The organism is Streptomyces hypolithicus (assembly GCF_052934925.1).
Genome location: NZ_CM128811.1, coordinates 5,138,801 through 5,153,336, shown reverse-complemented (window position 1 = coordinate 5,153,336; position 14,536 = coordinate 5,138,801). Strand labels below are relative to the sequence as shown.

12 protein-coding genes and 2 pseudogenes are annotated in these 14,536 nt (G+C 71.1%); 3 read left to right on the top strand and 11 right to left on the bottom strand.

Going from position 1 to position 14,536, the window contains the following annotated elements; all coding sequences use genetic code 11:
- The first annotated feature begins 111 nt into the window (after positions 1-111).
- On the top strand, positions 112-1,170 hold the full coding sequence (locus tag ACU6WZ_RS24240) for an ABC-2 transporter permease (RefSeq protein WP_447030316.1): 1,059 nt from the start codon (positions 112-114) through the stop codon (positions 1,168-1,170).
- Between the two features lie 128 nt (positions 1,171-1,298).
- On the opposite strand, the gene ACU6WZ_RS24235 is transcribed toward ACU6WZ_RS24240, so the two are convergent.
- From ACU6WZ_RS24235 to ACU6WZ_RS24205, 7 genes and pseudogenes are all read right to left on the bottom strand, one after another.
- Positions 1,299-2,381, bottom strand: a complete 1,083-nt coding sequence (locus tag ACU6WZ_RS24235; RefSeq protein ID WP_447030315.1) for a S1 family peptidase — start codon at positions 2,379-2,381, stop codon at positions 1,299-1,301.
- A gap of 780 nt (positions 2,382-3,161) precedes the next feature.
- Entirely contained in the window at positions 3,162-3,926 is a 765-nt protein-coding gene (locus tag ACU6WZ_RS24230) for an SDR family NAD(P)-dependent oxidoreductase (protein ID WP_447030314.1), read from the bottom strand.
- A 28-nt stretch (positions 3,927-3,954) separates the two neighbouring features.
- Positions 3,955-4,875, bottom strand: a complete 921-nt coding sequence (locus tag ACU6WZ_RS24225; protein ID WP_447030313.1) for an MFS transporter — start codon at positions 4,873-4,875, stop codon at positions 3,955-3,957.
- 94 nt (positions 4,876-4,969) lie between these two features.
- A pseudogene (locus ACU6WZ_RS24220) lies at positions 4,970-5,224 on the bottom strand (MFS transporter); the annotation flags it as partial.
- 165 nt (positions 5,225-5,389) lie between these two features.
- On the bottom strand, positions 5,390-5,974 hold the full coding sequence (locus tag ACU6WZ_RS24215; protein WP_447030312.1) for a TetR/AcrR family transcriptional regulator: 585 nt from the start codon (positions 5,972-5,974) through the stop codon (positions 5,390-5,392).
- Between the two features lie 153 nt (positions 5,975-6,127).
- The gene (locus ACU6WZ_RS24210; protein ID WP_447030311.1) at positions 6,128-6,943 is read right to left on the bottom strand and encodes a DUF1684 domain-containing protein; all 816 of its coding nucleotides are present in this window, start codon (positions 6,941-6,943) and stop codon (positions 6,128-6,130) included.
- A 72-nt stretch (positions 6,944-7,015) separates the two neighbouring features.
- A complete protein-coding gene (locus ACU6WZ_RS24205; RefSeq protein ID WP_447030310.1) occupies positions 7,016-8,248 on the bottom strand; it encodes a DUF5685 family protein in 1,233 nt (410 codons plus the stop codon).
- A 312-nt stretch (positions 8,249-8,560) separates the two neighbouring features.
- Here ACU6WZ_RS24205 and ACU6WZ_RS24200 point away from each other — a divergent pair, with 312 nt between their 5' ends.
- Positions 8,561-9,001: a cell division protein SepF gene (locus tag ACU6WZ_RS24200; RefSeq protein ID WP_447030309.1), complete on the top strand. Its 441-nt coding sequence runs from the start codon at positions 8,561-8,563 to the stop codon at positions 8,999-9,001.
- Between the two features lie 16 nt (positions 9,002-9,017).
- Here the strand turns inward: ACU6WZ_RS24200 and ACU6WZ_RS24195 are convergent, their stop codons facing one another.
- Together ACU6WZ_RS24195 and ACU6WZ_RS24190 are read right to left on the bottom strand one after the other, a co-directional pair.
- Positions 9,018-10,223: an acyl-CoA dehydrogenase family protein gene (locus ACU6WZ_RS24195; RefSeq protein ID WP_447030308.1), complete on the bottom strand. Its 1,206-nt coding sequence runs from the start codon at positions 10,221-10,223 to the stop codon at positions 9,018-9,020.
- Between the two features lie 91 nt (positions 10,224-10,314).
- On the bottom strand, positions 10,315-12,048 hold the full coding sequence (locus ACU6WZ_RS24190; RefSeq protein WP_447030307.1) for an MFS transporter: 1,734 nt from the start codon (positions 12,046-12,048) through the stop codon (positions 10,315-10,317).
- Between the two features lie 446 nt (positions 12,049-12,494).
- On the opposite strand from ACU6WZ_RS24190, the gene ACU6WZ_RS24185 reads away from it, so the two are divergent.
- On the top strand, positions 12,495-13,520 hold the full coding sequence (locus ACU6WZ_RS24185; RefSeq protein WP_447030306.1) for a phosphatase PAP2 family protein: 1,026 nt from the start codon (positions 12,495-12,497) through the stop codon (positions 13,518-13,520).
- 122 nt (positions 13,521-13,642) lie between these two features.
- Here the strand turns inward: ACU6WZ_RS24185 and ACU6WZ_RS24180 are convergent, their stop codons facing one another.
- Both ACU6WZ_RS24180 and ACU6WZ_RS24175 read right to left on the bottom strand, forming a co-directional pair.
- Positions 13,643-13,858 (bottom strand): I78 family peptidase inhibitor, encoded by a 216-nt coding sequence (locus ACU6WZ_RS24180; RefSeq protein ID WP_447030305.1) that lies wholly within the window; start codon positions 13,856-13,858, stop codon positions 13,643-13,645.
- 372 nt (positions 13,859-14,230) lie between these two features.
- Positions 14,231-14,431, bottom strand: a pseudogene (locus ACU6WZ_RS24175) (WCX domain-containing protein); the annotation flags it as partial.
- Positions 14,432-14,536: the final 105 nt, after the last annotated feature.

Here is a 14,536-nt window from a genome sequence, read left to right as displayed (position 1 = left end):
CCCCCGTATCCACCATAGACCAAGTTTCGAACATTCGTACGACACCCCAGGTCTCGGCCATTCAGCCGCGCCCCACCTGCGCAAACACCGGCCGCCACCGAACGTGGGGGCATGACATTCGTCGACGAGGTGAAGACCGCAGTCACGCCACGGGCCGCACTGCTCGTCGTCGGTGTGCTCGTACTCCAGCTGCTGTTCATCACGTCGTACGTCGGCGCCCTGCACAGCCCGAAGCCGCGGGACGTGAAGGTCGCGGTGGTCGCCCCCGGCCAGGTCTCGGGCCGCCTCGTCGCCGAGCTGGAGCGACTGCCGGGCAAGCCGCTCGACCCGCGCGCGCTCCCCGACGCGAGGACCGCGCGCGAGCAGATGCTGAACCGGGACATCGACGCCGCACTGGTGGTCGACCCGCGCTCCACCACCGACACCCTGCTGGTCGCCACGGGGCAGGGCGCGACGGAGACCAGTGTGCTGGTGAAGATCTTCACGGAGGCCGGGAAGCAGCAGCAGCGCTCACTGAGGCTCGACGACGTGGCGCCCGCCGCCCAGGAGGACTCCGACGGGCTCTCCTCGTTCTACCTGGTGGTCGGCTGGTGCGTGGGCGGCTACCTGTGTGCGGCGATCCTCGCGATCAGCGCGGGCGCCAGACCCGCGAACCGCGACAGGGCCGCGATCCGTCTGGGGGCGATGGCCCTGTACTCGGTGGTGTCCGGCCTACTCGGAGCCGTGATCATCGGGCCCGTTCTGGGCGCACTGCCGGGCAGTGTCATGGCCCTGTGGGGACTGGGCGCGCTCGTCGTGTTCGCGGTGGGCGCGATCACCCTCGCGCTGCAGGCGGTGTTCGGCGTCGTCGGCATCGGCCTGGCGATCCTGCTGATCGTCATCGCCGGCAACCCGAGCGCGGGCGGCGCGTTCCCGCTCCCGCTGCTGCCGCCCTTCTGGGCGACGATCGGGCCCGCACTGCCACCGGGCGCGGGCACATGGGCGGCGCGCTCGATCGCGTACTTCGAGGGGAACGCGATCTCGGGCCCGCTCCAGGTGCTCACCATCTGGGCGATCGCAGGCGTGGTAGTCACCCTGATCATGGCCTCACTACGTAAACCGCCCGCGGCACAATCCAGCACCTCTGCACAATCCGGCGCCACGGCACAATCCAGCCCGTCCGGCGATTAGGCCGGGGGTCCGGGGCGGAGCCCCCGGGGCGCCGCCGCGCGCAGGCAAAAGGCCCCGCCCCGGTGCGGCGATAAGCGCCGGGGCGGGGCCCAGGGCCGGCCGAAGACCCGGCCAGAACCCGAAGGCGGTCAGCTGATCTTCGCACCCAGCGCGGTAAGCGCAGCCGGCACCGGCTGGAAGAACGTCTCGCCACCCGCGGTGCAGTCGCCGCTGCCGCCGGAGGTGAGACCGACCGCCGTGTCACCGGCGAAGAGCGAGCCGCCGCTGTCACCGGGCTCGGCACAGACCGTGGTCTGGATGAGCCCGTTCACGACATCGCCGTTGCCGTAGTTCACGGTGGCGTCCAGCGCGGTGACCTTGCCCTCCTTGACCTGGGTGGTGGAACCGCTGCGCGTCACCGCCATGCCGACGGTCGCCTCGCCGGCCTTGGTGATCGACTGCTTGCTGCCGTTGTAGAGGTTGACCTCGCTCGGGGCCTCGACACCCGCGTCGTACTTGACGATCGCGAAGTCACCGCCCGGGAACTTCGACTCGGTCATCGCGCCGAGCGCGCCGCCCGTGGAGTCCGTCCACTTGCTGCCGGCCTTTCCGCAGTGGCCCGCTGTGATGAAGTGCGGCGCCCCGTCCTTGACGACGTTGAAGCCGAGCGAACAGCGGCCGCCACCGTTGAGGATGGCGCCACCGCCCGCGATGAGCGGCTTGAACTCCCCGGCCGACCTCTTCAGCTCCGCCTTCTGACCGAGCGCACCGACGACGTCCTCCAGCTTGGTCCACGCCCCGCCCTTGACCGTACGGTCGGCCGTCACGACCACCTTGTTGGTCACCGGGTCGGTGGCCCACGAGGTGCCCGGGAGGGCGGCCTTGTCGGTGAGCGTGCCGCGTACGGCCGCCAGCTCGGCAAGGCTGTTCTCGACGATTCTGGCCTTGCCGCCCGCCTTGCGTACGCCCTGGGCCGCCGCCTCGTCCACCACGTTGACGACGAGCGTCCTGGACTCGCTGTCGTAGTACGCCCCGGCCGTGTCGCCACCGAGATCCGAGGCGAGGGTGGAGGCGAGCTTTCCGGCCCCCGTCGCCGACAGCTTCTTGACGGTGTACTGAGGCGTCTCGTCGCTGGCGTTCGCAGTCTGGAAGGTGACTCCCGCTCCAACCACGGCCGCGATGCCGGCTCCCGCCATGACTGCGCGCCGCTTGGGGATGCGTCGGTGCTTCACGTTATGTCCTCCTGTGGGGGGTTCGAGCCCTGAAAAGTGGGGGAGGCCCGGAGTAGGCCCACTATTCCGAGGCCGATTGGTAGCACACAAGGTCGAGTTCAGGACGCGCACACGACAACCTCCGCGCACCCTCGTTCTCTTTACATGCGGTGCACCTGCTGAGCCGGTCACGTTCGCGAACACCGCAAGCGATCATCGGAATAGCAGCGCGTAAGGACTAGTCCTGTCCGGTTCTCGCCCTCTCCGAACCGGAATCCGCGTTCGGTACCCCAAAACGCCGAGTGAAAGCACCGAGTCCCCGCCCGGTGGACCGGGCGGGGACTCGACTGCGAAAGGGTGTACCGGCAGACGTTCAGGCACAAAGCGCTGGGGGAGGCGCTCTACGAGATTGCGGCCAGGGTCGAGGAGATCTTCGAGACCTCTACCCGACTGCTGGCCAACCCCCTCGCCCGCGAAGAGGACTTCGAGGACCCGGACGGGTGGACGCTGCACCGGCTGAGGCACACCGCGTTCACACACGACGCCGAGGGCGGCACCTCCACCTACGATGCTGCTGGCCCGCTCCCGGCACACCACCGTACCGCTCCCTGGGCGGTACGCCCGCCCTCGGTCAGACGCCGTCGCGGCGCACGTCGCCTCCCGCGACCCGGCCGTTCGGCGGGGCGCACCCCGCTCAATCGCACAGGTTCGGCCTGTCAGGCCCGAGCGGCCGCAGCCAGGTCCAGACGGGTGCGCCAGGTGGCGCCGAAGTCCTCCGCCCATCTCGCACCGTGGCGGCCGTCAGGCAGCGGCGCCGCCATCGATCACCAGGTCGCCGCCTACCACGGAAGCGGCATCCTGCGAGGTCAGATACAGCACGGCTGCCGCAACCTCGGCGGTGGAGGACACCCGCCCAAGCGGCGACTCGTTCTTCATCCGGGCCGCGCGGTCGGCGTCGGTCTCACCCGGCCGCAGTGACATGGTCGTGGCGGACGCGCCAGGGCTGACGGCGTTGATGCGGACCCCGTCGGCGATGTGGTCCAGGGCGGCGGCCCGGGTCAGGGCGGAGACGGCCGCCTTGGTGGCGATGTAGCCGGCCACGCCCGGGATGCGCGTGTGCACGCCGAGGTTGGAGGAGATGTTGACGATGGCGCCACCTGTGGGCTGGTCGCGCATCCGGGCGACTTCGGCCTGGAGGCTGAGGAGTACACCGGTGACGTTGATGTCGAGCAGGGTGCGCCAGTCCTCCTCGGGGAGATCGGCGACGGGCGCGCCGCCCCGGAAGACGCCCGCGTTGTTGACGGCGACATCGAGGCTGCCGAAGTGTTCGACGGTGCGGCGGACCATGGCCCGTACGTCCTCGGAGCGGGTCACGTCTGCGGTGACCGCGGCGGCCGTACCGCCCTCCTTCTCGATCAGGGCGACCGTCTCGTCGAGCGCTACGGCGGTACGTCCGGCCGCGACCACCGAGGCCCCTTCGGCGGCGAAGGCGAGAGCGATGGCCCGGCCGATGCCAGAGCCTGCGCCGGTGACGAGGACGGTCTTGCCGGTGAAGCGTGCGGACATGGTGATGACTCCCTTGCTCGGTACTTGGTTACTTGGTGCGGGTGTTGAGGAGGGCGGCGGCGACGAAAGCGACTGCCGTCGCGGCGAGTGAGGTCGTGTCGGAGCCGAGGGTGAGCAGGGCTGCGAAGATGACGGTCGGGCCCAGCTCCATCGCGGTGTTCATGACGGCGCCCGCGAGTCCCGTCTGCTGCGGCTCCACCCCGTCTGTCGCGAGGACAGCAGCCCCCGCGAAGCCGGCGGCTCCGCCCGCCGACAGCAGGAGCAGGCCGGGGAGGAGTCCGTACGCGTACGGGCTGTGCGGGGCCAGGCCGGTGAGCGCGAGCAGCGCGAGGCCCGTCGCCGCGACCGCGAGCCCGGAGGTGGTGACGGCCGACGCCCCATACCTGGCGATGAGCGGGCCTGCCGTCCGGCCCGATATGAGCAGTGCCACCGCGAATGGGACGAATGCGGCGGAGGTCTGCAGTGCCGACCAGCCGCGGTCCTGCTGGAGATGGAGCGAGAAGAGGACGAACGTCGTGGCGGTCCCGGCGGCGGTGAGACCGATGGCGGCGAGCGCGACGGCCCGGCGCCGGTCGCGGAGGAATCCGCGCGGGAGCAGCGGGTCGTGGGCGCGGCGCTCGGCGATCAGGAATCCGATGAGGAGCGCGGCCCCGGTGAGCAGGGGGGCCAGGACGGCTGCCGATCCCGGGGGGTGGGCGTCGGTGAGGACGAGGCCGTAGCTGGCCAGGGTGATCCCGGTGGTGGCGAGCAGTGCACCCGGCAGATCTAGGGAGCGGCCCGCTCCGGCCGGGGTGGCGGGCAGCAGCCGGGGTGCGAGGGCGAGGGCGGCGACAGCCACCGCGACCGGGACGGCGAAGGCCAGTCGCCAGGACGCGAGCGCCGAGATAACCCCGGAGAGCAGGTTCCCTGCGGTCGCGCCGAGGACCGAGAGCCCACCCCAGGTGGCCATCGCCCTTCCATATGCAGCAGGTTGAGGGAAGACCGCGCAGTACGGCCATGGCGGCGGGCGCGGTGAGCGCGGCGCCTGCCCCTTGTGCGAAGCGGGCGGTGAGCAGAGTCTCCGGACCCGGGGCGAGCGGCGCGGCGAGGGACGCCACGGCGAACACAAGCAGCCCGGCGGTGAGAGCGCGACGCCCGCCGAAACGGTCGGCGACGCGGCCGCCGAAGAGCAGCAGTCCGGCGAAGGTCAGCCCGTACGCGGCACTGAGGAGAATCAAGTCGTCGCGGTCAAGGGAGAATTCGCGGCCGATCCGGGGAAGCGGCACGACGAGCGAGGTGAGCGTGAAGATCAGCGACATCTGTACGGTGCCGAGCAGGGCGAAGGCAGGGCCGGGCGCAGGCCCGGTCGAGGTGGCTGAGGTCGTGGTGTTCCGGCTCTGCGTGACGGTCATTTCCCACCCGATATTTGATCGATCGTTCCATAATGCGCGCGCATGAAAGCACCTCCCCGCAGGAGGTGCTGCTCAGTCCAGCAGCGTCAGCGCCTGCTCTGCCGCGTCCCGCACCCGGCTCGGGTCGTCCGACGCCTTGCCGACCACCCGCAGGCCTTGCATCAGCACCAGCAGCATGCGTGCGAGCGTGCGTGGATCGCGGTCCGCGGGCAGTTCGCCCTGCGCACGGGCCCGCGTCAGGGCCGAGTGCAGCAGGATCTCGACGTGACCCCAGCTCGCCTCGACCCGGCGGGCCGCCGCCGGGTCGTGCGCGCCCAGCTCGGCAGCCGTGTTGGTGACGAAACACCCGTTCAGGCGCCGTTCGCTGGAGCTCGCCTCGGCCGCGAAGCGCCGCACCACCGTACGCACGGCGGGCAGTGCGGGACCCGGCTGGGACAGTTCGCGCAGGAGGCCCGGGTTGCGGATCTCGTTGTACCGGTCCAGCGACTTCAGATACAGCTCGCGCTTGTTGCCGAAGGTCGCGTAAATGCTGGCGCGCCCGATGCCGAGGTGTTCGACGAGGTCCGCCATCGAGGTCGCCTCGTAGCCGCGCTGCCAGAACAACTCCAGGGCTGACTGCAGAGCGGCTTCCGGGTCGAATTCCTTGGTTCTGGCCACGTTCGAACCCTAAGGGATACTGAAACGGTCGGTCAAGTATTCTCTGATGAAACGGCTCACCGAGGGCCGAGGAGAGCTGACGGCGCTGTACGTGCCTGCCGTGTCGGCGCCAGCGTTCGGTACGGCGGCCGCCGGACGGGCGGTTCGAGTTCGCTATGGGGTGTCGAGCAGTCGCCGCTCGCCCGCCGGGACCCCCACCGTCAGGGTGTTGCCCGGTGGCGGGAGGGGGCAGATGAAGTGGTCGGCGAAGGCGCACGGTGGCAGCAGCACCCGGTTGAAGTCGACCGTGACCGTGCCGTCGGCCGCGGGCTTCGGCGGCCGCAGGAAACGGAAGCGATAGCTCCCGGCGCCGCTGGTCGCGTCGGCGAAGACCGCCCACAGCGAGCCGTCGGCCTCGACCGCGACCTGGAGCGTGTGCCCGGCGCCGTCGAGGGTGAAGGCGATCTCACCGGCGAGACCCAGTCCGCGCTCACGCCCGTCCGCGTTCTCGACCCGGACCGTGATGGTGCGCCCTTCGTCGTACGGGCGGAACCGGCCCGCCACCGCCCATGTCGCGTCGTACGGCGTCACGTCGAGGCCGGTGAAGGCGCGCCGCGCCGGCGCGTCGGGGTCGAACACGCGGACCGCCCAGAGGCCCTCGCGGCGCAGCACGACCAGCCGCCGCCCGGCGGACTCGACATGGGGCGGCGTGAGGGGCCCGGCGTCAGCGGTCAGCCCGGCGGCGCCGGTCAGGGGCTGCCCGTCGACGGTGACCGCGTCCTTCGGGTCAGCGGTGTCCTTCGGGTCAGCTGCCAGGACGACCTCGTCGCCGTCCGCCGCCCACCGGCCCGGCACCCCCGGAATACGGCCCTGCGGATAGTCGGAGAGCCAGTGCGTGCCGGTGAGCGACAGCGGACCGTACGGCCCGCGGACCGTCTCGGTGCGCTGCTCGCACCACTGCTGCCAGTCCTGCCGGGGGTCGCTGCTCATGCGCCCCACCTTTCCACACGGGCGCCGGGAGCCCCCGCAGTGACCAGAAGCGGCCGCGCTCCTGATGCGACTTCAGCAGCCGTCGCAAGAACAGCAGTCGCAGCAGTCGCACTCGCACTTGTGGCAGCAGCCTTCCCGTTGCTTGCGCGACCAGGGCCCTTCGTACCGCTCGGCGCAGCAGAGCTTGCACGTGCAGCACAGCTCGATCGCGGCGGCGCATCCGGCCCAGAATCCACGCCGGGCCGGCCTCCCGGGCCGGTGCGGCTCACCCGTGAAGCCCGGCGATCCGGGTGGCCCGGGCGGTCCCGGTGGCATCCCGCCCGCCCCGCCCACCCCGCCAGGCACGCCCTGGCCGCCGCCGTAGGGGTTGTTCGAGCCGTACGGGCCACCGCCCCCGGACCCGGGCGGCGGCGGCCCGTATGCCTGGGCCCGAGCCGCGTGGCCGCAGCTCACCGTGCCGAACACCCGGTCCACGGAACGGCTCAGTTCGTGCGCCAGCAGTACGTGCGCCAGCCTGCCGTCGGTGAACTCCGCGTCACGCAGCGCGAGCCGTACGCCGTGCACCGCGTCGTCGCACAGCCGGCGCGCTTCCAGCAGGCCGGTGCCCGTCGCGGTCAGCGGGTTCCACGCACCCGACGCCGCGTCAGCTTGCTGGTCCTCCACGGCGTCCAGCAGATGCGCGAGCCTCCCGAAGAGTCTGCCTGCCTCCGCGAGCGGCGCCGCATTCTGCGGCCGGCCCGCCAGAACGGCGGTGTGGGCGAAGGCCGCCGCGGTCGCCGTCTCGGCAGGCTCGGTGACGTCGAGGACGGACGTGCCCGGCCCGGCCAGCGACTCGATCGCGCTCTGCCGGTCCACCGCGTCGACCAGCAGCGCCGTGTCGAAGCCGAGCGAGGCGCCCGTACGCGCGCCCGCCCGGTCCCATCCGGCGGCGAGGCGGCGCGCGGCCGCGGCCACCGGCCGGCGGGCCAACACCCCGTCCCGGTCGGCGACGTGGTCCCTCACCTTCGCCGAGGCCAGGACCAGCGAGACGGCGGCCGCGAGCCTGGCGCCCTCGCCCCGGGCGACCGGAGCGGTCCGCATGGCGCGCAGCGGGCACGGTCCCGCGGTGCGCCTGTGGCCCTCGTCACGGACGGACTGAGCCTCCGTCAGCACGGAGACGATCAGCCCGTCGTAGTTGGTGACGACCCTGGCGAGCTGCCCGTGGTCGGCGCGAAGTGCCAGGCAGAGCCCGCAGAGATGGGCCATCCACTCCTCCTTCAGTCCCCCCGGAAGTCGATGACTGCATGGCCTGACTATTCCGAACACGGCGCTCCCCCTGGATTCGTCGGACAGTGCGGGCCGCATCGTATCGAGGGGAATGGCAGGGGCCTGACGGGGCATCCGTTCACCCGTCCGACCCCTTCATCACCCGTGCGGCGCGCACGCGGACCGACGATCTTATTTTTCACTCTGTCAGCAGCCTTGCACAGCCAAAACCTTGACGAATCGCCACAACTTCTGCACCAGTACCGTCACGAATCCCCTGCGCGCCGACTATTCACTTGGCGCGTAATCCGCATCATGGACGACCATAGGGGGAGCGGAACACAGACCGACCGCGGTGAAAGGAGGCGTCCCATGGGATCGGTGCGCAAGGCCAGTGCCTGGCTCGGGCTCGTCGAGGACAGCGACGAACGCTACTACGACGACGAGTACGCCGAGGGGAACAACGAGAGGGCCGAACCCTGGGTCACCGACCCGAGGGTGCGGGTGGCCTCCGACTCGGCCCAGGACCAGGGCCGCCGGATCGCCACCGTCGCCCCGGACGGCTTCCGAGACGCACGGGGCATTGGTGAGCTGTTCCGGGCCGGCGTCCCGGTCATCATGAACCTGACGTCCATGGAGCCCTCCGACGCCAAGCGTGTCGTCGACTTCGCCGCCGGTCTCACCTTCGGCCTGCGCGGTTCGATCGAGCGCGTGGCGACCCGGGTCTTCCTGCTGAGCCCTGCCGACACCATGGTGGTCAGCGGTGAGGCCGCGGGCGGCCGCGAATCGAGCGGTTTCTTCAACCAGAGCTAGGGGGTCTGCGGTCGGCTCACCGGAAGGCATCGAGGCCGGTGAGCGCCTTGCCCAGTACCAGCTGATGCATTTCGACGGTGCCCTCGTAAGTGAGCACCGATTCCAGGTTTGTCGCGTGCCGCATCACCGGGTACTCCAGCGAAATCCCGTTCGCGCCAAGAATCGTCCTGCTGGTGCGGCAGATCTCGATCGCCTCGCGCACGTTGTTGAGCTTTCCGAAGCTGACCTGCTCGGGCCTGAGCTTCCCGGCGTCCATGCGCCGCCCCAGGTGGTGGGCGAGCAGGATGCCCTTGTGGAGTTCGACCGCCATGTCGGCGAGCTTGGCCTGGGTGAGCTGGAAACCGCCGATGGGCTTTCCGAACTGCTCACGGGTCTTGGCGTAGTCGACCGCCGCCTCGAAGCTGGCGCGGGCGGCTCCCATCGCCCCCCACACGATGCCGTACCTGGCGTGGCTCAGGCAGCCCAGCGGCCCCTTCAGCCCGGTGACGCCGGGGAGCACGGCGTCGGCGGGCAGCCGTACGTTGTCGAGGACCAGCTCGCTGGTCACCGAGGCGCGCAGCGACCACTTGTGCTTGATCTCGGGCGCCGAGAAGCCGGGGGTGTCCGTCGGCACGACGAACCCCCGAATGCCGCTGCCGCCGCCGTCCTCGGTCGTCTGCGCCCAGACGACGGCGACCCCGGCGACCGAGCCGTTGGTGATCCACATCTTGCGCCCGCTCAGCACCCAGTCGTCGCCGTCCTTCTTCGCGTACGTCCGCAGGCCGGCCGGGTCGGAGCCGTGGTCGGGCTCGGTCAGGCCGAAGCAGCCGATGATCTCGCCGGCGGCCATGCCGGGCAGCCAGCGCTGCTTCTGCTCCTCGGAGCCGAAGCGGTGGATCGCGTACATGGCGAGCGAGCCCTGCACGGAGACCAGCGAGCGGATGCCGGAGTCGGCGGCCTCCAGCTCCAGGCAGGCCAGGCCGTACTGCACGGCGGACGCGCCGGCGCAGCCGTAGCCCTCCAGGGACATGCCGAGGGCGCCGATCGAACCGAGCTCACGGGCCAGGTCGCGGATGCCGGGCAGTTCGCCGCGCTCGTACCAGTCGGCGATGTGCGGCAGCACCCGGTCGGCGGCCCAGTTCCGTACCGTCTCGCGGATCGCGAGGTCCTCGTCGGACAGCAGATCGTCGACGCCGATCGGATCACGGGGGTCAAACGGCACAAGCTTCGAGGTTGCGGACATTGCTGGCCCTCCGGCTCACGGTGCGGCGTAGAACTAAGGTGCGGCGTAAAACTAGCAGTGTTAGTTACGGCTCGCGGGCGACGTTACGTGGTCACCGTGCGGCTCGTCCAGACCCGGCCCGCTCGGCGGGCTCCCGGCGCGCCGGAAGCTCTGGGCGGTGCGCCTGGGCCTTCGCCCGGGGCGGCGGGCCCTGCTGCTGCGGCACCCCGCTCCGCCCCGGCTCCTGCGCCGGGCGGTGCTCGGGTGGCCCGGCGGGTTCGCGGGCGCCGCAGTCCATCAGGCGCGGCAGCCGCAGCGCGGCCAGCGCGCCGAGCAGCAGCAGGCCCGCGCTGACGAAGAGCGTCACGTGCAGACCGTGCACGAAGGCGTGCCGCGCGGTGGCGCGCAGCGCCTCACCGGCCGGCCCCCCGAGCCGGGTGGCGACGGTGTACGCCTCGCCGAGCGAGTTCGCCGCGCCTGCGCTGTCCGCAGCGGAGACGCCCGGGATCGCCGCGAGCCCCGGCGCGTAGGCGGCGTTCATCACGCTGCCGAGCAGGGCGATGCCCATGCCCGCGCCGAGCTGGTACGACGTCTCGCCGATGGCCGCCGCGGCGCCCGCAGCCTCGGGCGGCGCCTCGCTCAGCATCGACTCGTACGCGCCGAACAGGGTCGCCTGGAGCCCGAAGCCCAGCAGCACGAAGCCGACGGTCAGCAGGGCGGGCCGGTCGTGCTGTCCCATCAGGGTCAGTACGAGCACGGCGGCCGCGGTCAGCGCGAAGCCCAGTGACACCATGGCGCGCGGGCCGAGCCGGTGCAGGGTGTACGAGCCGGTGGCGCCCGCCGCCATCGCGGCGAAGGTGAGCGGCAGCAGCCGCAGCCCGGTCTCCAGCGGTCCCAGGCCGAGCACGAGCTGGAGGTACTGGACGGCGATCAGCTCCAGGCCGACCAGCGCCAGCATCGCCAGGACGATGCAGCCGACGGAGGTGGAGAACGCCGGCCGGGCGAACATCTTCACGTCGACGAGCGGATGCGCCCGCGCCTTCTGACGCCGCACGAACACCACGAGCAGCGCGAGGCCGGCCAGCAGCGCGAGCAACGTCTGCGCGTCGGCGATGCCCTGCCCGGTGCCCACCCGCTTGACGCCGAGGACCACGCCCAGCACACCGCCCGCCGCCATCAGCGCGCCGAGTACGTCCCAGGGGCCCTTGCCGCTCCCCCGGGACTCGGGCAGCAGCCAGCGGCCGACCGGCAGGATCAGCGCCATCAGCGGGATGTTGATGAGGAAGACCGAGCCCCACCAGAAGTGCTGGATGAGGAAGCCGCCCAGCACCGGCCCCGTGGCGGCGCCGACGGCCGCGACGGCGGTCCAGATGCCGATGGCGACCGCGCGCTCGCGCCGGTCGGGGAAGACCTGGCGGAGGATCGACAGGGTCGCGGGCATGATCATCGCGCCGCCCACGCCGAGCAGGGCGCGGGCCGCGATGAGGACGTGGGGGGTGTCGGCGAAGGCGGCCAGGGCCGACGCCACGCCGAAGAGTCCGTAACCGAGCAGGAGGATGCGGCGGCGGCCGGCCCGGTCGCCGAGCGTGCCGAAGAGGATCAGGAGCGAGGCGCAGACCAACGGGTAGGCGTCGACGATCCACAGCAGTTCCATCGCGCCGGGCCGCAGGTCCTCGGTGACAGCGGGGACGGCGATGTGCAGGATCGTCGCGTCGAGGGCGACGACCAGCAGGCTGACACACAGGACCAGCAGGACGGCCCAGCGGTTCTTGGCGGCTGTCAGGTCCGGCCGTCGCCCGGAGGCGCCCGCAGACCGCTGCGCTCCGGCCGTGGTCGTCCCTGACATGTACGTACCTCCCAGTGGGCGTCCCTCACGCTCGGCGGACCGGCGGGGACGGTGTGGTCCGGCGTCCACGCGGGCCCGGCATCGACGGGCGAGTGAGCCGTCAGCGTACGCGAGTTCAGGGACATCAAACGTGGTGCAGCTCTCACCCGCTTCGGGGACCCGGTGTGTCGTACGCCACACGGAGGAGCCCAGGTCGTGATCTTGCGGTGCCCACGCGGGGCGTGAGGGGACGGCAAATTCCACATTGAGTCCCGGTGAACCCAATTCATCCAGGCATCTATTTATCCCCCGCATGCGCCCCTCCCAATGAATAGGACGCAAGGTCGTCCGCATTTCCGAATCGGCCAGAAATAAGCAGTGTGATGAGACGCAGCCCACATCACATCGTCATCACAAAGGTGGCGGATGTGCCGGGCTTGTCACTCACCGGCTGTAACGTCGATTGGGTGCGTACCGACCAAATCTTTGCCCGCCTGGACCGGGAACCGGAGCCGCCGAAGATAGAGATCCCCGGGATGAGCCGCACCCGTGCGGCTCTCTTCGGTTCGACGATGGCGTTCTACATCGCCATCGTCTGGGCCGTGCTGATCACTTCCTGGCTGGTGACGCTCGACTGGAAGGTCATGCTGTTCCGGCCGTACGAGCAGTGGCCCGTCATCCACCCGTACCTGGACTACTTCGTGGTCCTCGGCCAGCGCGGCCCCACCGCGGTGATGGTCGCGGCCTGGCTGGGCTGGCGATCCTGGCGTCAGCACACCCTGCGTCCGCTGCTGACGCTCGGCGCCTCGCTGCTGCTGCTGAACGTGACGGTCGGCGCGGTCAAGCTCGGCCTCGGCCGCCTCGGGCCGCACTACGCGACGGAGATCGGTTCGGCCGAGATGTTCGCGGGCGGCGATATATTTCCTTCGGGCCACACCGCCAACGCCGTGGTCACCTGGGGCATCCTCGCCTACCTGGCCACCACCCCGAGGGCCAGGCGCTGGCTTTCGGTGCTCTCCGCCGTGGTCGCCCTCGGCGTCGGCGCGACCACCGTCTACCTGGGCACCCACTGGCTGAGCGATGTCCTGCTCGGCTGGGCGGCCGGTCTGCTGATCCTGCTGAGCCTGCCGTGGTTCGAGCCGCTGATCGGCCGCACCGAAGCCTGGATCTTCGAAATGCGCGAGGCCTGGCGTGCACGCGGCAGGCTCGGCGCGGAGCAGCCGGCGCCGGCCGGCGGAGCCCTGTCCCCCGGGATGCTCTCGCAGCCCCTCGCCGGCAGCCCCCAGGACTGCAAGCCCGCGCGCGAGCCGGTGGGTTCCGGCGGCGCCCCCCGCTCCACGGGCACCAGGACCGCAGGACACGTCTCGGCGCGGCCGCACCAGGTGCACACGGTCCGCTCGGAGCGGACGCCCGTCACCCCGGCGGGCAGCCGCCGACCGCCGCACAGCGACCGTACGGCCCGGCCCGTCCATCAACCTCCGCGAGGCCGCTGACAGGCGGCTGACCCACCACGGACCGCGGGACGGTACGCACAAACCTCACCCCGCGCGCGCAGGCCCCGGCGGCTCCACCTGGAGCCGCCGGGGCCTGCGTCGTTGGCTGGCTGGTTGGCTGGTCAGCCCTGCCAGCAGCGGGTAACGGTGTCCTGGTCGACCTCGAAATTGAGGCGCCCCGCCATGTACTCCATGGTGATGATCGAGCCGGGCGGCAGCGCCCTCACGGTGCTCCAGCCCTTCTCGTGGGCGAGGCGCTGGGCGCCGCCGGAGTCGAGGCCGACGTACGCCTCGGGAGCGTCGTCGGGCTGTGCGGAAGGGGTCGGTTCGGTTGCCATGAAAGCCACCGTAGGCCGCCGCGAAGGAGGACGGAAGTCCGCACTCCGCAGGGGCCACCGCCCGCCACCGCCCCCGCGTCACCCTCCGTTGCACCGTCCACGGCACCTTCCGTGGCAGCGCCTCCGATACCCCACCGGTCACGCTTGTGTCACAGGATCACGACAAGCGTTTGGGGCGAACTCCGTCACCCGAAAGGCCCGACGCGTGCTCCGGAAGCACGAATTGCTCGCCCCCGAAATGAATGGCAATAGCAGGCAGCCTTTCCCTTTCCGACGACCGGCGGCTGTTCCGGAAATTCCGACGGGTGTCCCGCGATAAAATCTGACGGGGCGTAGCGAATTCACCGATTCCCCACACGATCCACACCCGGGTCAGGCCGGCCTGCCGGCGTCCAGGGAGCGCGTGAGGAGGTCGCGGGCCGCCCTGATCCGGTCGGTCAGCTCCGGTGGCTCGACCACCTCGAAGTCGAAGCCCATCAGCACGATGTGGATCACCAGCACGTCCAGGCTCGCCGCCCCGGTGCGCAGCAGGCAGCTGTGCTCGTCCACCGCCTCCAGTACACCCCGCGCTGGGCGAGACCGCCTGCGCCGCCTGTGCGCGGGGTGACGCCGAGCCGCTCGGCGAGATCCTGCCCCGCCCATTCACGGTGGGCCTGGAGCAGCGAGAGCAGACGTGCC